This is a genomic window from Foliimonas ilicis, assembly GCF_039939195.1.
Taxonomy (GTDB): domain Bacteria; phylum Pseudomonadota; class Alphaproteobacteria; order Rhizobiales; family Rhizobiaceae; genus Foliimonas; species Foliimonas ilicis.
Genome location: NZ_JBDUUH010000016.1, coordinates 96,524 through 115,434 on the forward strand (window position 1 = coordinate 96,524; position 18,911 = coordinate 115,434).

Here is an 18,911-nt window from a genome sequence, read left to right on the forward strand (position 1 = left end):
CCCGTAGATCGACCACGCACGAATACGCACGACGGCACGACTGCCATCGCCGCGTTATCCGCCGGTGGTCTTGCGCGCGATCTCGGATGTAAGCGGTGGCGGAGGAGGCGGGGTCGATGCCGGCTGCGCTGAACGCCATCTTCGAGATCCATCGCCGGTCGCTGCTCTGGAGCGTGATGCGCATCGTGCGCGATCCGCAGACGGCCGAGGATCTGGCTCAGGAAACCTACCTTCGGGCGCGGCGCGCGGTCGAGAGCGGTCCCATCGAGCATCTCGAGGGTTTCCTTCACCAGACCGCCCGAAACCTTGCGCTCGATCATCTTCGGCGGAAGAGCACGAGGGCGAGGGTCGAGGCCGAAGGGGTCGACGACATTTCGCTCAACGAAATCCCGGCTGACGTTCCCTCAATCGAGCAGGCCTTGATCGAGAGGCAGACGTTCTGCTGGTTCAACGAGGCGCTCTCCGGTTTGCCGAAGCGCGCCCAGGCCGTGATGGTTCTGAGCCGGATCGAGGAATGGTCGAACGTCAGGATCGCTACGCATCTAGGCATTTCCGAGCGCACGGTCTTCAATGACCTGAAGCTCGCCATGGCCCATTGCCGGGACGCGCTGGCACGCCTCGACGGCAAGTGAGGGCCGGAAGATGGCGCGGACGTCGCTGGCTTCCGCCACTTCCATTGCCTTGTCGAGCGTGGCGCCCAGCGCCCGCCGGGGCCACGAAACCATTTTTGCCGGATTCCGTGCCTTGGTGCGTCTAGGTTATAGGAACCCGCAATGCATTTTTGAACGGACAGGCTGAGTGGGACACCAAGGCGCGGATGACAGCGAGAAACGGGAAGACGACTATGTCCACGACGATCCGGTCGTCGATGAAGCGTTGGACTGGTTTACGCGGCTGCGCAATCGGGAGTCCGATAGCGACACCCGGCGCGAATTCGTATCCTGGCTGAACCGTAGCCCGCGGCACGAAGAAGAATTCCGAAATCTCGAAGCGATCTGGGGGTCGTCCTCCTTCCTGAAGGCGGTGAAGTCGCTTCCGGTCGACCCCGGCATCCGTCGTCCCCGCTTCAGCCGGTGGGCGATGCACGGGTCCGCCGCGGCCGCTGCCATGCTGCTTGCCGCCGGAGTGTGGCAGTACCCATCCCTGATCATCTCGTGGCAAGCGGACTACGTGACCGTGACCGGGGATCAGTCGACGATTCAGCTTCCGGACGGCTCGACCATGATGCTGAACACCGCCTCCGCCGTCGCCGTCGATTTCGAGAACGGGCGCCGACGCGTCCAGCTGCTGCGCGGGGAAGCGTTCTTCGACGTGCAGCACGATCTACATCGACCGTTCGTGGTCAAGGCGAGCTTCGGGGAGGTCGAGGTCAGGGGCACCGCATTTTCCGTGCGCACCGACGCGAAGGAGGACGACGTGTTTCTCGAGCGCGGCAAGGTGCAGGTCTATTGTCTCTGCGACCGCAGCAATCAGGTCGAACTGCATCCGGGTGAGGGTGTCAGCGTGACGGCATCCGCCGTATCGCCTGTCCGGGCGCAGGAGGGCTCCGAGACGCTTGCATGGCGGGAAGGGCGCATCGCATTCGAGACCGCCCGCCTCGGCGACGTTCTGGACGAGCTGCGCCGTTACTACAGCGGCCGTATCGTGGTGATGGACGACCGCGTGAACCGCATGGTCGTCACTGGAAACTACCGGCTCGACAATGTCGAGGGCGCGATCCGGACCCTGGCCGATGCGGCCGGCGTTGGAATGACCCGGATTCCGGGCGGTCTGATAATCCTGCGATAGCATCTCAACTTTTTTTTCCGACTCCGGGCCCCTGCCGCGTCCTTGATAGTAGAGGGGTGCGGCTGAGCACGATGCGTCCGATCCCTCGCAAGTTCTGAGAGAGGGTTAGACGACAATGGAATCGGGGCAGACATTATCCGCCACTTGCCGGCCTGCGAACACGCGCCTCGCGTCGATCCTGCTGGCCTCGACCATCCTCGGCTGCGCGTCTCCGTTGGCCTCGACGGCTGCCCAGGCCCGGCCCGCCGCCGGCGCATCCGAGACGGTGAACTTCCAGATCCCGGCGCAAACGCTCTCGTCCGCGCTCAATGCTTTCATCCGGCAAAGCGGCTGGCAGATCAGCTATTCTTCGGCGCTTGCACGCGGGAAGACTTCCGCAGCAATTTCCGGATCGATGACGCCCGAGACCGCTCTGCAGCGGCTAGTCGCGGGCACCGGCGCCGCCGTTCGGGTCGGCGCACCCGGTTCCGCAGCGTTAGTCGATGCGACCGCCGCAGGCGCAAATGGTGGCGTCGCTGCCGATGGCTCGCTCATACTCGACACGATCACGATCCAGGGTGCGAACCCAAATTCCACGTTCGAGGTACCTGAAGTCTATGCCGGCGGTCAGGTGGCGCGCGGCGGACAGGTCGGCATGCTCGGCAATCGAGACGTGATGAACATGCCGTTCAGCCAGACCAGCTATACCGCCAAGAAGATCCGTGATCAGCAGGCGCGGACCCTTAATGAAGTAATGGACAACGATCCCTCTGTGATCGCCACAAGCCAAGGCGTTTATCGCGATGCGGAGACCATTCGCGGCTTTCAGACCTATGGCCACTTCGGCGTTCGTAGCCTGAACGGATTGTCGGGCATGGCGCCGTTGCTTTTTCCGTCCACCGATTACATCGAAAGGGTGGAAGTGCTTAAGGGACCGAGCGCCCTGCTCAACGGGATGTCGGCTGCAGGCAACGGCAATCTTGGTGGCTCGGTCAATCTTATCACCAAGCAGGCAAGCGATGAATCTATTACGCGATTGACCACGCGTTATATCTCGGATTCACAATTTGGCGCCCATGCGGATATCGGCCGCCGCTTCGGCGCGAACAATGAGTTCGGCATCCGCTTCAACGGATCTCTCAGCGGCGGCGATACGCCAGTAGACATCCAGACATCAAAGGATAAGTTGGCTGCGCTCAATCTCGATTACCGCGGCGAGCGCCTTCGCATGTCGGCGGACATCGCACATCAGTCTCAGGACCTCAGCCCTCGATCGAGCACGCTTTCAATCAGGCCGGTTCTCGGAACGCTCGCCGTGGTACCAAGCGCGCCGAGCGCACGCACGAGCTTGTTTCCATATTGGGATGAAGGGCGTAGCTACGGCACCTTGGGGATGGTTCGGGGCGAATTCGACATTAACGATAACCTCACGGCCTACGCCGCCGTCGGCGCGCAACGATTTAGCGATGACATCGACGCCACCGCTCCTGCGGTCCTACTCGACGCCACCGGCAGGTACAGCATAACTCCATGGACGCAGAAGTCGACATACGACACCTTTTCCACGCAAGGCGGGATCAGGGGGACGGCTACTACGGGTCCGGTGGATCACGACTTCAGCCTGAATGTTTCGCATACAAGTTATGTCGAGAAATACTCGATCTGGATTGGCTCCAGTACGATCGTCGACTCGATCTATAATCCGGTCTTCGGACCGGCTCCCTCCTTTGTCGACCCTGGCCAACCGAACAAGGTTACCGATACAAGCGTAACGAGCATTGGCGTAGCCGATACTTTATCTTTCCTGGACGACCGGATCCAACTAACTGCTGGTATTCGATATCAGACGGTTCAGTCGGAGGGCTTCAATTACATCACCGGCGCGCAAACATCGAGCTACGACAGCGATGCTTGGACCCCAACTTTCGGGGTGGTCGTCAAGCCATGGGAGAACGTGTCACTCTATGCGAACTACATTGAAGGCCTACAACCGGGAACTACGGTAGGAACTACCTACGCCAATGCCGGCGAAGTATTTGCACCTTACGTCACAAAGCAGTACGAAGCCGGGGTGAAGGTTGATTGGGGTCCAGTGACGACAACCCTGGCCGTATTTCAGGTTGCGCAGCCGAGCGCGATAGGTGTGCCTGACGCGGGCGGCGGCTTACCGACGCTGGCGCTTGATGGCGAGCAACGGAATCGCGGCATCGAACTAAATGCTTATGGCGAAGTGTTCGACAGTGTACGGCTGCTTGGCGGGGTCACCTTCCTCGAAGCTCGTCAAACCAAGACGGCCAGCGGCGCCTTCGATGGCGAAAGAGCGGCTGGCGTACCGAAAGTGCGCGCGGTGATCGGGGCGGAATGGGACACGCCATTTGTCGAAGGTCTGACGCTGACCGGGCGCGTCGCCTATACGAGCGATCAGGTGGTAGTCAACGACAGACCGGATCTAAAACTGCCGGCTTGGACGCAAGTCGACCTTGGCGCCCGGTACAGCTTTGACTCGCCCTGGAACGAGAAGCCTATCACGATACACTTCAACGTTGATAACGTCTTCAATGAGAGTTATTGGAAAGGGTCGTATAACTACGCCTTCCTCTCCCTGAGCGCGCCACGCACATTCCGTCTCTCCACGACTTTCGATTTCTGATGTCGTGGGTTTGTAAACGGCAATATGTGACACGAAAGCCAAGAGCAGGCAAAGAATCCTGCCCTCGCTTTCAGGGTCGACTTTTTGGCCTCATCCTGTTGTCACTTGCAGTGTTGGTTGCAACAGGTTTTCCGACACGGGCTGAGATTGTGGTGACTGACATTGCTGGCCGCAAAGTCACGATTGCTGCTCCGGCCAAGCGTATTCTGCTGGAGATGCCGAACCATTACTTTGCGCTGTCACTTCTGAGCCGGGATGCCGAGAATATCGTCATCGGGGTGGGAGGTACAACAAATGACGGCTTCTCCGAAACCTATGGATCTCTGGCGGACACGCCTCGACTTGGCTGGACGAATACACAAACCTTCTCAATCGAATCCGCTTTGGCCCTGAAGCCCGATCTTCTGATTGCCAACCTTGGGAGCCAGAAGCAGAGCGCAACGGTAGAGGCCGCCTTCCTGAAAGCAGGCGTGCCCGTCATCTATGTCGATTTCTTCGTCGAGCCGATCACGAACATCGAAGCCAGCATCGGAATTATCGGAGATGCTATTGGAGAAAAGAAGCGAGCCGAAGAGTTCATCGACTTTTATCGTGAGCGAGTGCGCCGTGTCGCCAATCGCCTGGAAGCGGCAAAGCCCGATCCGCCTGCACTTTTGTTGATCGCACACAGAGTGAACGAAAAGTGCTGCTGGTCGTGGGCGCGATGGGGGATGCTCAAATACTTCGATATGCTGCATGTGACCAATATCGCTGATGCTGCACTTCCGGGTTTTGTCGGTCAGCTCGGAATTGAATACGTCATCGGGAGCAATCCCGAGATCGTCGTTACAGGCGATTATTCGATGGGCCCGAATTCCTTGTTCGACAATCCCAGAACCGTCGCTCATGGCTTGACGGTCCTGGAAGAATTGGCGAATGAGCCTGGCCTGCGGGATCTCACCGCCACACGCAACCGGCGCATTCACGGCATGGATGCATACCTGATGCATTCGCCTCTGAATATTCTCGCGCTCGAGGTCTTCGCGAAGTGGATCCATCCGAAACTTTTCGCCGATCTCGATCCACAGGCAACGTTGGACGAAATCAATGACCGCTTCCTGTCGTCACCGCTCAAGGGGCCGTTCTGGGTGAGCCTTGATGCTGGCGAGTCACCGTCCGGTGGACGCCCATGAAAGATGGTGCGCTCTCGTTAAACGGTCCGGTTCCGGACCGCCGTGAAGCTGTTCTCGCGGCTTATAAGCAGCAGACCTTGCGCCGCATCGTGGTCGTCGCCGGACTCGTCGCGGTGCTTATCGCATCCTTCCTCGTCGATCTCGCGACCGGCCCTTCCAGCCTTGGCATTGCCGACACGGCACGAGCGATCCTGTCACCGGGCGCTGCCGATCGAAGCACGCTGGTCATTGTCTGGGACGTGCGCATGCCGGCGGCGATCATGGCGGTGCTTGTTGGCGTTGCGCTGTCGCTCGCCGGCGCGGAGATGCAGACCATCCTAAACAACCCGCTGGCCAGCCCATTCACGCTCGGAGTGTCGTCGGCAGCATCGCTGGGGGCCGCACTCGCCATCGTGCTTGGCATCGGCATTCCCGATGTGTCAACGAACTGGCTCGTCACCGGCAACGCCTTTCTCTTCGCCTTTGGCTCCGTACTGCTCTTGCAAAGCCTGACGCGCCTGCGCGGGGCGGGCCCCGACAGCCTCGTCATGTTCGGCATCGCGCTGGTCTTCACCTTCAACGCGCTGGTGGCCCTGATCCAGTTCGTCGCCTCGGCCGACGCTCTCCAGCAACTCGTGTTTTGGGGGATGGGGAGTCTCGGTCGGGCCAACTGGGAGTCGATCGCGATCCTCGGTCTTGTCATCCTGCTGACGCTGCCGTTCTCGTTCCGGGCGTCATGGAAGCTGACGGCGCTGCGTCTCGGCGAGGATCGGGCGCGAAGCTTTGGCGTCGATGTCGCCCGGCTGCGTTTCTTCTCGCTGTTCCGCATCAGCCTGCTCGCCGCAACCTCGGTCGCCTTCGTCGGTACGATCGGCTTCATCGGTCTGGTCGGCCCCCACATCGCCCGTTTGCTGATTGGCGAGGATCACCGCTTCTTCCTGCCGGCGAGTGCGCTGACGGGGGCGGTCGTGATGTCGCTGGCCGATGTCGCCAGCAAGAGCATCGCGCCGGGCGTCATCGTGCCCATCGGCATCGTCACCTCGCTGGTCGGCCTGCCGGTGTTCTTCGCGCTGATCTTCCGGCGGCGGGAGCGTCTTTGATGGAAGCTGTCTGCGCGCTCACGATCTCGAATCTGTCGGCCGGCTATCGCAACCGGCCTGTCCTGCGCGACTTGAGCCTCGCACCGATCGAGCCCGGCAAAGTTACGGCGCTGGTCGGGCCGAACGCGGCGGGCAAGTCCACCCTGCTGCGCAGCCTAGCCGGTTTGGTTCGGGCGACCGGCTCGATCCGGCTTGGCGACCTTGATCTTGAAGCGCTGGCCTTGGCCGAACGCGCGCAGCATGTCGCCTACATGCCGCAGACCTTGCCACAGAATGCGGAACTCTCCGTGCTCGAAGGCGTGATCGGCGCGCTGAAGGCGTCGCCGCTGGCGGATTTCGATGGCAGCGGCCCCGAGACACGGCACCGCGCCGTCGACGTGCTCGACAGGCTCGGTATCCTCGACCTGGCGATGGAGGGCATCGGCCGCCTGTCCGGCGGCCAGCGCCAGCTCGCCAGCCTGGCACAGGCGATCGCGCGTGCGCCGCACCTGCTGCTGCTCGACGAGCCGACCAGCGCGCTCGACCTGCGTCACCAACTCGACGTGATGACGATCGTGCGGACACTCGCCCGCGAAGGCCGGATCGTGGTCGTCGTGCTGCATGATCTGACGCTTGCCGCCACATGGGCCGATCATCTCGTCGTGCTCGATCATGGCGCGGTCGCCGCCGAAGGAACGCCCGAGAATTCCCTTTCCCCATCCATCCTCTCGGCCGTCTACGGCGTGGAGGCTCGCGTCGAGCGCTGCTCGCGCGGCCGCCTCCACATCATGGTCGACGGGCCTGCGGATGCGGTCGAAGGGCGGTCCTTGGAACGTACGGACAAACGAAGAAGCTTATCGCTATGACGACATTTTCCGCAGAGGCTCGTTTCGAGCTCAAGGGCGCGCGAGCCGTCATCGACGACATGTGCGAGCATCTTCGTTCGCATGGGGTTGCCATCGACAGGTCGGGCGACCGCACGGTTCTGACCTTGTATCACGGAACGAGCGAGATCGCGGTCGAGGGCGACAATGCCTTGCTCAAGGTCGAAGCTCCGTCGCTGACGGGCATTGCGGTCTTGACCGAGACGCTCGCCTCGCACTTTATCGAGCATTTCCCGGATCTCGCGGACAGGATCGTCTGGTCGGGAGCCGCCGGCGAGCCGGCCCATCCTGTCTGGTTCTGCCTGCTGACGGTCGTAGGGACGCGGCGCCTGACGCCTCACATGCAACGGATAACGTTCGAGGGCAGCGACCTCGGCCGCTACTCAGGCTTCGGTGACATCCATATGCGGCTGATGTTTCCGCGCGACGATGATGGCGCGCCGCAATGGCCGCGCGTCAGTCCGAATGGCGTCACGCAATACCCGCCCGAAGACACTCTTGCGATCCGCAAATACACCTATCGCCGCATCGACGTTGCGGCCGGCACGCTGGACGTGGATTTCGTGCTGCACGAAGACGCCGGCCCCGGCTCCGATTTCGCGTTCCGGGCCAAACCTGGTACCGTGATCGGCATGGGCGGCCCCGGCGGTCGCTGCGCCCCACCGGACCGGGACTGGTATCTGCTGGCAGGCGACGAGACAGCATTGCCGGCAATCGCCCGCATCCTCGAAACCCTTCCCAGGACAGCGCGCGGCGTCGCTCTGATCGAGGTGGCGGACGCCGCCGAGGAACAGCCGATCATTAACAGGACGGGCATCGATATCCGCTGGCTGCACCGCGACGACGCTGCACCGGGGACAACGACCCTGCTGATCGATGCGGTGCGCGCCGTCGAATTTCCGTCGGACGGATCGTCGGTTTTCGCATGGGGAGGGTGCGAGTTCGCCGCCTTCAAGGCGATCCGGTCCTACGCCCGAAACGAGCGCATGCTGAAGAAGGACGAAAGCCTCATCGTCTCCTACTGGCAACGAGCAGACACTGAGGACGCCGAAAATGAGCACGATCACTGATCCGCTCGGGCGCGTCGTCAACCCCCGCGAGGCAAGTTGGCCGGGCTGATGTTGCACATCTGCAACGCAGACCCGCGAAACGCTATTAGGACCCTGGCGTGACGGGCCGTCGCCGGACAGCGAGTCCGCAAATGAATTCAAACATAAACTTGCTCTCCCTGCTCATCTTTACCGGGCCTCGCCGGCAAACTTTGGGGCTCTTCTAATTCATTGCCTTTGCATAGGAATTTCGATCTGCTACAGGGATACTGCCCGTTTAAGCACGGAGCGAATAGCAGTTTGGACGTGCATCAACCTTGGAAGCTGAACCGACCAGAATGAGCGCGAAGGAAATAACTGGCTGCTTTCAGCGCAGCCGGCCAACGGCGTGCGCTTCGGGGTTCTCCGGTGTTGAGGCCGAGCCGGGAGAGTAGCGAATTGCCCGCAACCCTCGCGAACATCTTCCTGAGCAAGCGCAAGTCCCTTGTCTGGAGCGTGATGCGCATCGTGCGCGATCCGCAGACCGCCGAAGATGTCGCGCAGGAAACTTTCATACGGGCGCGCCAGGCGATGGAGCACGGGCCGATCGAGCATATCGAGGCCTTTCTTCACCAGACCGCACGCAACCTCGCGATCGATTTCCGACGCCGCCGGGACCTGCATGGAAGCATCGAGCGCGATGACGTCCCGGAGGAAGACGTTGCAAATATTGCGGCGCCGACGCCTTCCCCGGAAGTAAGCCTCATCCAGTCCGAGAGGCTTCGGTTGCTGGACGAGGCGATCAAGAAGCTTCCCGAACGGGCGCAGACGGTCTGGTATCTGAACCGCGTTGAGAAATGGTCGTACCCGAAGATCGCCCGCCATCTGGGCGTGTCGCAGAATACCGTCTTCAACGATTTCAAGCTCGCGCACGGCCATTGCGTTGCCGCGATGGCCAGGATCGACCGTAGCTGAAACACTTCGCGTCCCCTGCCTATCCGGCTCGATCCGACAAGGGATGCTCCTTAAACGTTCAACGACCCGATCCCGGCGAAGAAGGGGATTATTTGTGAGATTCACGCCTGCCGAACGTCTCATGTATGAGGACGCTGCATTGCGAATGACCCTATCGGACTGACCTGAGTGGAAAGCGACAAACCAGACCCCAGCGACAATGACGAGGGATTTGCACTTCCGAATCCGGTGATGGATGCTGCGCTGAACTGGTTCGCGATGCTCCAAGGATATCCGGACGACAGGCAGTTGAAGGCCGATTTCGAGAAATGGCGACGAGCTGATCCTGCGAACGCACGGGCCTTCGCCGAAGTCGCGGGCGTCTGGGACTTCGCGGAGCTCGACGTCATCGCGGACGACATCGGCAGCACCGTCGCCCGACCTCTGACCGCCGGTGACGGAGCTTTGGTTCCGTTCGCGCGGCCACGTCGCAATGTGTGGACCCACGCCATGATCGCGGCGGCCGCCGTGATCATGGTTGCCGTCGGGATCCAGCAATACCCCGTCATGATGCTGAACTGGCGCGCGGACTACCAGACCGCGGCAGGCGTACGCGAGGAAATCACCCTTCCAGACGGTTCGCTCATGACGCTCAACACGGCGTCAGCCGTTTCGCTTGATTTCGAGGGCGAGATGCGCTCCGTCACGCTGCTGCAAGGGGAGGCATATTTCGATGTGGTTCCCGACGCGTCGAGACCGTTCACCGTTGCGGCAGCTTTCTCCAAGGTCGAGGTAAAGGGAACCGCCTTCGCTGTGCGGACGGATTCGGACAAGGATACGGTTGTCCTCGAGCGCGGGCTTGTCGACGTCACGCGGCTCACCGCGAGGAATGACATGGCGGCCCTACAACCGGGAGAAAGCGTTACGGCGACAGCAACGGCACTTTCGATGGTGAGAAATGCGGATCCCGCGACGGCGTTATCCTGGCGCGACGGCCGGCTGGTGTTCGAGAACCAGCCGTTCGTGCAAGTGCTTGAGGAAATCGGCCGCTATTACGGCAACTCGATCATCGTCGCCAACGATCGGGTCGGCCGGGCGCGCGTGACCGGCAACTATCGGCTCGACAATCCCGAGCGGACGATCCGTTCGCTTGCCGCGACGATCGGAGGCTCGGTCACCCGGATTCCGGGCGGAATCCTAATCCTGCGATAAACACTCAACTTTCGTTGTGAGGTTTGAATCGCCCATTCGTCAACAGTATAGGGGCCGAGTTCATATCCGACCGCAGCGGCCCTCAGAATCTAGACGAGTGAGGGATTTCCGATGGGGCACGAGGCGCAGGCTGTCGCAGGGCATAATTCAAGACTGACGGCGACGCGCGCGAAGAAACGGCGTCTTCTTTCCGTTCTGATCGCTTCAACTATCCTCGGCGCCGCCAGCCTCTACATGCCCGCCATCGGCCATGCACAGCAGCAGCGGTCCGCCCAGACGGTCGATTTCAATATCCCGGCCCAACCGCTTTCCTCGGCGATCAACGCATTCATCCGCGCGACCGGCTGGGAGGTCGGTTTCAACTCGCCGACTGTCGTGGGCAAGCGCTCGACGGCGGTCAACGGCTCTCTGCCGCCCGCTCAAGCCTTGCAGACCCTGCTCGCCGGAACCGGTCTGAATGCGCAGATTTCCGGCCCCTCAACGGCAGCGCTCGTCGCCAACGCAGCGAATGACGGTAGCGTCGCCGCCGCTGACGGCTCGCTAGTGCTCGACACGATCACGATCCAAGGCGCCAACCCCAATTCCACGATGGAACTGCCGGAAGCTTATGCCGGGGGGCAGGTCGCGACGGGCGGGCAAGTCGGCATGCTCGGCAACCGTGACGTGATGAACACGCCGTTCAGCCAGACGAGCTACACGAACAAGACGATCAAAGACCAGCAGTCACGAACGCTTGCAGACGTCTTGGCCAATGAACCTTCGGTAGTTATGAGTTCCGGTGCCACGGGCGGCACCAATGAGTTTTGGAGTTTTCGAGGATTTATGACTCAGACTTATACGGGTGGGCACAGTCTGAATGGATTGCAGGGCATGTCGCCAATGCAATTTCCCTCCACCGACTATATAGAACGCGTTGACGTACTGAGGGGACCGGGCGCCCTTTTAAAGGGCGCGTCCCTGGCGGGGCACGGAGCTCTTGGAGGCTCCGTCAACCTCGTCACCAAGAAGGCTGGTGACGAGCCGCTGACGCAATTGACCACCCGTTATATGTCGGACTCGCAATTCGGCACCCATGTCGATTTTGGCCGGCGCTTCGGCGACAACAAAGAGTTCGGCATCCGCTTCAACGGCTCGCTCGACCGCGGCGATACCGCTGTGGACACTCAGCGGGCGAAGTTCGGTACGGGGGCGCTGAATCTTGACTACCGCGGCGACCGCGTCCGTCTATCGGCCGATTTCGCACATCAGTCACAAGATCTGACTGCGCCCAACGGCGCCCTGAGACTTGGCGCCGTCGCAGGCGTCCTTCCAAATCTCACCCACGTTCCAAACGCACCAAACAACAGCATTGCCTTTTCACCCCCATGGGGGCGGTCGTCACACGACATTACACTGGGCATGGTGCAGGGCGAGGTCGACATTCTGGACAATGTGACGGCCTATGGCGCTATCGGCAAACAAAGATACGAAAGCGACGCCAATACGGGAGCGCTTTCGTTGCTCGACTCGTCCGGCGCGATCGGTCTCCGATCACAGTATTACCGCGAACGCTTCGATGCCTTGTCCATGCAGGGCGGCGTCAGAGCCACGGCGGATACGGGCCCGATTGCTCATGCGCTCAGCCTCGACCTTTCCCGGCTTGAATACACCGCCAGTTTCACGGACCAATGCAGGGCCTGTGCTGGTGTTGGCCCGATTGTCCCTGTAGGCACCATCTACAACCCGGTTTTTCCAATCGTTCCGATGACGGGCGATCCTGGAGGCCCTGTCGAAAACAACAAGATCACTGCCTCCAGCATCGGTATCGCCGACACGCTGTCCTTCCTGGATGAGCGCATCCAGTTCACCGCCGGCGCGCGCTACCAAGAGATAAGGACGCAAAACTACGGCGGTTCGGTCAGCATAGTGGGCCAGACTGCGAACTATGAGGCATCAGCTTGGTCCCCATCCTTCGCGCTAGTCGCCAAGCCATGGGACAACGTCTCTCTATACGCCAACTATATTGAGAATCTGCAGCCGGGCACAAGTGTCGGCAGTGGCTATACGAACACTGGCGAGTTATTCCCTCCCTACAAGAGTAAGCAGTATGAAGTGGGTGTCAAGGTCGATTGGGGCACTGTGACGACGACCTTGGCGGCGTTCCAGATCGCCCAGCCGAGCACTATTTCCGTTCCCGACGCTGCTGGAGGGCTACCGTCCATGAGGCTTGACGGTGAGCAACGAAACCGCGGTATCGAACTGAGCGCCTATGGCGAGTTATTCGACGGTGTCAGATTGCTTGGCGGCATTACCTTCCTGGATGCGCGCCGGACCAGTACTGGCAATGCCGCCTATGACGGCACGAGAGCCGCCGGCGTGCCGGAATTTCGCGCGGTGATAGGCGGTGAATGGGACACGTCTTTTATTGAAGGCCTCACGCTGGCGGGACGGCTCACCTACACAAGCGATGTGGTGGTCGCCAACAGCAGACCGGATCTTACCGTACCTTCGTGGACACAGGTCGATCTCGGCGCCCGGTATACCTTCAACTCACCATGGAACACCAAACCCGTCACCATACGGTTCGATGTCGATAATGTGTTCGATGAAAGCTATTGGAAGGTAATGCATGTGGTTGGAAACATCTACAGGAGTAATCCCCGTACTTTCCGCCTTTCAACCACGTTCAACTTTTGATGTTGAGAGGTGGAAAATTTCTGATGCGGAGTGATCTACATCGCGAGGAATTTGCGAAAAAGACAGCAACGGAACCGAAGACCCTCCACGCCTTACCACGCTCATTCTGCTTGCGGCTTGTGCTGTCCCTCTGTGCCCTCCTGGCGAGCATCCAAATTTCATCCGCCGAGATATCGCTTACAGATATAACCGGGCGCAACGTTGTACTCCCGGCGCCGGCCAAGCGCATTCTGCTGATGGCGCCTGCCTACTACACGGTACTTTCGCTGCTCAGCAAAAACTCGGCCGAGCTGGTCGTTGGTGTCGGTACGGCGCCGAGCGGACGCGACGCCGGAAGCGAGATCGAAATGCTGCAAGACCTGGTCGAAAAACCTCGTCTTGGAAGCATCTGGGCTGGGACCTTCTCTATCGAAAAGGCTCTTGAGCTTGAAGCCGACCTGCTGATCGCAGCCCCGCCAGGACGTGGCCAGCCATCATTGATCGAGGAGGCTTTTGCGAAGGCCGGTGTTCCAATCATCTATATCGACTTCCACTCGGACCCGTCTAAGAACACTGCTCCGAGCATCGAAATTGTCGGGCGGGCTATTGGCGAGGAGAAGAAGGCTGCCGATTTTTTGGATTTCTACCGCGAGCGCGTGAGCCGAATAACGGACCGGCTGAAAGCGGCCAATCCCGCCCGCCCAAAGCTTCTCATCACGTCTCGTCGCCCGGATCTGCCGTGTTGCTTCTCGTCGGCAAGCGGAGGGGTGACGACATATTTTGGCGGTCTCGGAGTAACCAACATCGCCGAGGGCACGACACCAGGTCAACCCGTTCAGCTCAGCCTCGAATATGTGATTGAGCGCGATCCGGAGATATTTGTGGCCAATGACTTAGCCGTGGGTCCACATTCTCTTTTCGGACAGCCCCGCACTCTGGCGAACGGCGTCGCTTCTCTTGAGAAACTAAGCCTGGAGCCCGGCTTTCGTAATCTTTCAGCGATGCACAGCCGTCGCATCCATGCAATCACTCATAACCTTATGATCTCGCCGCTCAATATCCTGGCGTTCGAGGCCTTGGCGACATGGATTCACCCCAAGCTTTTCGCTGACATCGACCCGCAGGAGACGCTCGACGAAATCAACCGGCGCTTCCTTTCTAGGCCGCTGGAAGGGCCATTCTGGGTAAGCCTCGAACTGGATGCTGACCGACACTCCGGCGAGCGCCCATGACGGAGGAAGTCGTGAAATCGGACGGTCCGGTTCCGGACCGCCGTGAAGCTGTTCTCGCGGCTTATAAGCAGCAGACCTTGCGCCGCATCGTGGTCGTCGCCGGACTCGTCGCGGTGCTTATCGCATCCTTCCTCGTCGATCTCGCGACCGGCCCTTCCAGCCTTGGCATTGCCGACACGGCACGAGCGATCCTGTCACCGGGCGCTGCCGATCGAAGCACGCTGGTCATTGTCTGGGACGTGCGCATGCCGGCGGCGATCATGGCGGTGCTTGTTGGCGTTGCGCTGTCGCTCGCCGGCGCGGAGATGCAGACCATCCTAAACAACCCGCTGGCCAGCCCATTCACGCTCGGAGTGTCGTCGGCAGCATCGCTGGGGGCCGCACTCGCCATCGTGCTTGGCATCGGCATTCCCGATGTGTCAACGAACTGGCTCGTCACCGGCAACGCCTTTCTCTTCGCCTTTGGCTCCGTACTGCTCTTGCAAAGCCTGACGCGCCTGCGCGGGGCGGGCCCCGACAGCCTCGTCATGTTCGGCATCGCGCTGGTCTTCACCTTCAACGCGCTGGTGGCCCTGATCCAGTTCGTCGCCTCGGCCGACGCTCTCCAGCAACTCGTGTTTTGGGGGATGGGGAGTCTCGGTCGGGCCAACTGGGAGTCGATCGCGATCCTCGGTCTTGTCATCCTGCTGACGCTGCCGTTCTCGTTCCGGGCGTCATGGAAGCTGACGGCGCTGCGTCTCGGCGAGGATCGGGCGCGAAGCTTTGGCGTCGATGTCGCCCGGCTGCGTTTCTTCTCGCTGTTCCGCATCAGCCTGCTCGCCGCAACCTCGGTCGCCTTCGTCGGTACGATCGGCTTCATCGGTCTGGTCGGCCCCCACATCGCCCGTTTGCTGATTGGCGAGGATCACCGCTTCTTCCTGCCGGCGAGTGCGCTGACGGGGGCGGTCGTGATGTCGCTGGCCGATGTCGCCAGCAAGAGCATCGCGCCGGGCGTCATCGTGCCCATCGGCATCGTCACCTCGCTGGTCGGCCTGCCGGTGTTCTTCGCGCTGATCTTCCGGCGGCGGGAGCGTCTTTGATGGAAGCTGTCTGCGCGCTCACGATCTCGAATCTGTCGGCCGGCTATCGCAACCGGCCTGTCCTGCGCGACTTGAGCCTCGCACCGATCGAGCCCGGCAAAGTTACGGCGCTGGTCGGGCCGAACGCGGCGGGCAAGTCCACCCTGCTGCGCAGCCTAGCCGGTTTGGTTCGGGCGACCGGCTCGATCCGGCTTGGCGACCTTGATCTTGAAGCGCTGGCCTTGGCCGAACGCGCGCAGCATGTCGCCTACATGCCGCAGACCTTGCCACAGAATGCGGAACTCTCCGTGCTCGAAGGCGTGATCGGCGCGCTGAAGGCGTCGCCGCTGGCGGATTTCGATGGCAGCGGCCCCGAGACACGGCACCGCGCCGTCGACGTGCTCGACAGGCTCGGTATCCTCGACCTGGCGATGGAGGGCATCGGCCGCCTGTCCGGCGGCCAGCGCCAGCTCGCCAGCCTGGCACAGGCGATCGCGCGTGCGCCGCACCTGCTGCTGCTCGACGAGCCGACCAGCGCGCTCGACCTGCGTCACCAACTCGACGTGATGACGATCGTGCGGACACTCGCCCGCGAAGGCCGGATCGTGGTCGTCGTGCTGCATGATCTGACGCTTGCCGCCACATGGGCCGATCATCTCGTCGTGCTCGATCATGGCGCGGTCGCCGCCGAAGGAACGCCCGAGAATTCCCTTTCCCCATCCATCCTCTCGGCCGTCTACGGCGTGGAGGCTCGCGTCGAGCGCTGCTCGCGCGGCCGCCTCCACATCATGGTCGATGGGCCTGCAAACCCTTCGGAGATACGTCATGCAAACTGAACATTCCCGGCCCACACCGTCGTTCCAGGCCGAAGCCGAAGTCGCAATCGCGGACCCGGAGCGCATCATTGAACGGGTGTTCGATCATTTCGCGGACCACGACGCTGAGATCACGTCCATTGAGCGCGGCTTCTCGGCTGCATTCTTCTTCGGCCAGATTTCCATGCAAGCGCGACCGAACGGGGTCGCCATGAGCGTGACGGCTGACGATGAGGCCACGCTTGCGCGCACGAAGACGGTAGCAGCAAGCCATCTGATCGAGTTCGTCGAGGGCGCGCGGCCGCGCTTCGCATGGACAGGGGACGGCGCCGGGATCACAAAATTCCCGAACCTGCACGAGATGACCGTGGAGGGAGCCGTCGATGTCACGCCGCACATGCGCCGCATCACATTATCCGGGCCGGGACTTGACCGATATGTAAGCGGCGGCCAGCATTTCAAGCTGTTTGTGCCTCCAGAAGGTATTGCCATACCGGAATGGCCGGTTCCCGGCGAGGACGGATTGCCCGTCTGGCCGGCCGATGACAGGCGTCCCAAGGTTCGCACCTACACCGTGCGGAGCGTCGACCTGGCAGCCGGAACCATCGAAGCGGATTTCGTGCTGCATGGCGATCACAGCGTCGGCTCGCGCTGGGCGCTGAATGCGCAGTCGGGCGATATCGTCGGCGTACGAGGGCCGGTCGGCCGAGCCGTGCCGGAGGCGGACTGGTATCTGCTTGTCGGCGACGAGACCGCGTTGCCGGTCATCGCGCGAACCCTCGAATCCCTTCCGGCAAGCGCAAAGGGTATCGCCCTCGTCGAGGTTGCGGACGAGAGCGAACAGCAATCTATCGATTTCGATGCCGACATCGAGCTGCGCTGGCTGCACCGCAACGGGGCGGAGGCCGGAACGACGTCCCTGCTCGTCGATGCCGTTCTGGCTGTCGAGATGCCACCGGCCGGCACCCGCATCCATGCCATGGCGGGGGTCGAATACACCGCGTTCAAGGCAATCCGCCGCCATTGGCGGGACAAACTGAAGCTCGACAAGAAAGACGTGCTGCCTGTCGCTTACTGGCGCAGGGGCCGCGCCGAGGGAGAGGCTGTCCCCGAAGACAAAGACGATTGAGTCCATGGCTGATCTGCTCCGACGCTTCGCCCGACACTACCGCACGCATCGTGCGGGCTTGGGAGAACCGATTTGCGGAGCGCCGTTTATCGGCCGATCCCAGGCGCAGAGCGCATCCCGGCGAGTGGCGTCAGTTGCGCCATAGTCGACAATCGCAAGAGCTGCGCCTTCAGCCAGCAACAGGGCAACAGCCAGACCGGCCAGCGGGTGTTCGCCATCGAACTTCAGCGGCCAGCAGACGGGCAGAGCGCGCGCTTTCGACCTCCGTGCTGGCCGGATGCCTCGTGCCAGTCTCGTTCCCGACCGTCGCCACCGGCGCGCTGAAGAGGGGAACCAGCCTCGTCGTGACCACCGCCGCGATGAGCAGGGCCGCGGAGCTTGCAAAGTAGCCGAGCAAAGGGCCCCCAACAAACACCCGCCACGGGGAGTATCATCTATCGTCATCGTTCGTTAAGGAGGAAAACGCATGAAGGACTGGCTGGACAAGCTTACCGACGTCACTGCAATCGGAACCAGTGAGACCAGGCTGAAGGGAGCGCTTGGCAGTCTTACCGAAAATCTCGGTTTCGATGGCTACGCCTTCCTGCCCATCGCGGTTTCGAACTATGCTCCTGAAGGGCAAGGCATATACTTCGATAGAAAATACCATACCGTCGATCCCATCGTCCTGCGTGGGAAATCCTTGAACGGGGCATTCGTCTGGTCTAGCGAGGAAGAGAAGAGCCACCTTGACAAAGAGCAGCGGGACTTCTTCCGACATGCTTCGGACTTCGGCATCCGTTCCGGCGTGACGATTCCGGTGAGAACGCCGAACGGCTTCGTGTCGAGGTCTGCGGTACGTCCCGCAAACATAATCCCTAGATCCTAAGCCGGGGGTTGGAAAACTGCCTACACAGTTCCTACGACTTTTAGCACCGGATGCGCCTGGACATACGTCGCGGGCCCCCGGCCAAAGGCCAGAGGATTGGTGGCGCCTTTCGGCTAGCGCCATACCGGTAGGTCGAGTTTCCACGCCCCAAGGCAGCACGTACTACCTCGCCGGCACTTATGGAGAAGTGCCTGGGGGCTTACCAGCGGGGATTTTATTGAGCGCGCTTCGAGTGCAACATTTTTTGACATTGCTATTCCTACGAGCATCAACACCAACGTCATCAATGTGACGTTGAAGACCTTCCATGCGGCCGGTCGCTAGCTGGACGTCGGAAAACACATGTTTGCCGTCGGGCAACTTTCGACTTAATTTCGGCGTTAAACGCGACTCGTGGCATCCGCAGAAGCAGTCGTCCGTTATGCCGCT

Annotated in this window: 16 protein-coding genes; all 16 read left to right on the forward strand. The window is 61.2% G+C overall.

The genetic code is table 11. The features are described 5' to 3' along the window. The first annotated feature begins 116 nt into the window (after positions 1-116). On the forward strand, positions 117-632 hold the full coding sequence (locus tag ABFT80_RS25810) for an RNA polymerase sigma factor (RefSeq protein WP_347974816.1): 516 nt from the start codon (positions 117-119) through the stop codon (positions 630-632). 166 nt (positions 633-798) lie between these two features. Further along, positions 799-1,788, forward strand: a complete 990-nt coding sequence (locus tag ABFT80_RS25815) for a FecR family protein (protein ID WP_347974817.1) — start codon at positions 799-801, stop codon at positions 1,786-1,788. 115 nt (positions 1,789-1,903) lie between these two features. Beyond that, complete coding sequence (locus ABFT80_RS25820) at positions 1,904-4,417, forward strand: TonB-dependent receptor (RefSeq protein WP_347974818.1); 2,514 nt, start codon at positions 1,904-1,906, stop codon at positions 4,415-4,417. Between the two features lie 152 nt (positions 4,418-4,569). After that, entirely contained in the window at positions 4,570-5,589 is a 1,020-nt protein-coding gene (locus ABFT80_RS25825) for an ABC transporter substrate-binding protein (protein WP_347974819.1), read from the forward strand. Beyond that, positions 5,586-6,668 carry a FecCD family ABC transporter permease gene (locus tag ABFT80_RS25830; protein WP_347974820.1) on the forward strand — a complete coding sequence of 361 codons (1,083 nt, stop codon included), beginning with the start codon at positions 5,586-5,588 and terminating at the stop codon, positions 6,666-6,668. The genes ABFT80_RS25825 and ABFT80_RS25830 overlap by 4 nt, the downstream gene beginning before the upstream one ends. Next, on the forward strand, positions 6,668-7,513 hold the full coding sequence (locus tag ABFT80_RS25835) for an ABC transporter ATP-binding protein (protein WP_347974821.1): 846 nt from the start codon (positions 6,668-6,670) through the stop codon (positions 7,511-7,513). The genes ABFT80_RS25830 and ABFT80_RS25835 overlap by 1 nt, the downstream gene beginning before the upstream one ends. Further along, positions 7,510-8,601 carry a siderophore-interacting protein gene (locus tag ABFT80_RS25840; RefSeq protein WP_347974822.1) on the forward strand — a complete coding sequence of 364 codons (1,092 nt, stop codon included), beginning with the start codon at positions 7,510-7,512 and terminating at the stop codon, positions 8,599-8,601. Before ABFT80_RS25835 ends, ABFT80_RS25840 begins: the two co-directional genes overlap by 4 nt. Before the next feature lie 417 nt (positions 8,602-9,018). Next, positions 9,019-9,534: an RNA polymerase sigma factor gene (locus ABFT80_RS25845; RefSeq protein ID WP_347974823.1), complete on the forward strand. Its 516-nt coding sequence runs from the start codon at positions 9,019-9,021 to the stop codon at positions 9,532-9,534. Between the two features lie 231 nt (positions 9,535-9,765). Next, complete coding sequence (locus ABFT80_RS25850) at positions 9,766-10,725, forward strand: FecR family protein (protein ID WP_347974824.1); 960 nt, start codon at positions 9,766-9,768, stop codon at positions 10,723-10,725. Between the two features lie 111 nt (positions 10,726-10,836). Next, entirely contained in the window at positions 10,837-13,401 is a 2,565-nt protein-coding gene (locus tag ABFT80_RS25855; RefSeq protein ID WP_347974825.1) for a TonB-dependent receptor, read from the forward strand. 23 nt (positions 13,402-13,424) lie between these two features. Then, positions 13,425-14,612 carry an ABC transporter substrate-binding protein gene (locus ABFT80_RS25860; protein ID WP_347974826.1) on the forward strand — a complete coding sequence of 396 codons (1,188 nt, stop codon included), beginning with the start codon at positions 13,425-13,427 and terminating at the stop codon, positions 14,610-14,612. Continuing rightward, positions 14,609-15,691, forward strand: coding sequence for a FecCD family ABC transporter permease (locus tag ABFT80_RS25865; protein WP_347974827.1), 1,083 nt, complete (start codon positions 14,609-14,611; stop codon positions 15,689-15,691). The genes ABFT80_RS25860 and ABFT80_RS25865 overlap by 4 nt, the downstream gene beginning before the upstream one ends. Next, positions 15,691-16,506, forward strand: a complete 816-nt coding sequence (locus ABFT80_RS25870; protein ID WP_347974828.1) for an ABC transporter ATP-binding protein — start codon at positions 15,691-15,693, stop codon at positions 16,504-16,506. Before ABFT80_RS25865 ends, ABFT80_RS25870 begins: the two co-directional genes overlap by 1 nt. Continuing rightward, on the forward strand, positions 16,496-17,614 hold the full coding sequence (locus ABFT80_RS25875) for a siderophore-interacting protein (protein ID WP_347974829.1): 1,119 nt from the start codon (positions 16,496-16,498) through the stop codon (positions 17,612-17,614). The genes ABFT80_RS25870 and ABFT80_RS25875 overlap by 11 nt, the downstream gene beginning before the upstream one ends. Then, positions 17,611-18,003, forward strand: coding sequence for a hypothetical protein (locus ABFT80_RS25880; protein WP_347974830.1), 393 nt, complete (start codon positions 17,611-17,613; stop codon positions 18,001-18,003). Before ABFT80_RS25875 ends, ABFT80_RS25880 begins: the two co-directional genes overlap by 4 nt. Before the next feature lie 77 nt (positions 18,004-18,080). Next, entirely contained in the window at positions 18,081-18,482 is a 402-nt protein-coding gene (locus ABFT80_RS25885; RefSeq protein WP_347974831.1) for an autoinducer binding domain-containing protein, read from the forward strand. Positions 18,483-18,911 lie beyond the last annotated feature (429 nt).

Coding starts and splice junctions, on each gene's coding strand:
- ABFT80_RS25810 (WP_347974816.1), top strand. CDS start 117: ATGCCGGCTGCGCTGAACGCCATCTTCGAGATCCATCGCCGGTCGCTG.
- ABFT80_RS25820 (WP_347974818.1), top strand. CDS start 1,904: ATGGAATCGGGGCAGACATTATCCGCCACTTGCCGGCCTGCGAACACG.
- ABFT80_RS25830 (WP_347974820.1), top strand. CDS start 5,586: ATGAAAGATGGTGCGCTCTCGTTAAACGGTCCGGTTCCGGACCGCCGT.
- ABFT80_RS25835 (WP_347974821.1), top strand. CDS start 6,668: ATGGAAGCTGTCTGCGCGCTCACGATCTCGAATCTGTCGGCCGGCTAT.
- ABFT80_RS25840 (WP_347974822.1), top strand. CDS start 7,510: ATGACGACATTTTCCGCAGAGGCTCGTTTCGAGCTCAAGGGCGCGCGA.
- ABFT80_RS25850 (WP_347974824.1), top strand. CDS start 9,766: ATGGATGCTGCGCTGAACTGGTTCGCGATGCTCCAAGGATATCCGGAC.
- ABFT80_RS25855 (WP_347974825.1), top strand. CDS start 10,837: ATGGGGCACGAGGCGCAGGCTGTCGCAGGGCATAATTCAAGACTGACG.
- ABFT80_RS25860 (WP_347974826.1), top strand. CDS start 13,425: ATGCGGAGTGATCTACATCGCGAGGAATTTGCGAAAAAGACAGCAACG.
- ABFT80_RS25865 (WP_347974827.1), top strand. CDS start 14,609: ATGACGGAGGAAGTCGTGAAATCGGACGGTCCGGTTCCGGACCGCCGT.
- ABFT80_RS25870 (WP_347974828.1), top strand. CDS start 15,691: ATGGAAGCTGTCTGCGCGCTCACGATCTCGAATCTGTCGGCCGGCTAT.
- ABFT80_RS25875 (WP_347974829.1), top strand. CDS start 16,496: ATGCAAACTGAACATTCCCGGCCCACACCGTCGTTCCAGGCCGAAGCC.
- ABFT80_RS25885 (WP_347974831.1), top strand. CDS start 18,081: ATGAAGGACTGGCTGGACAAGCTTACCGACGTCACTGCAATCGGAACC.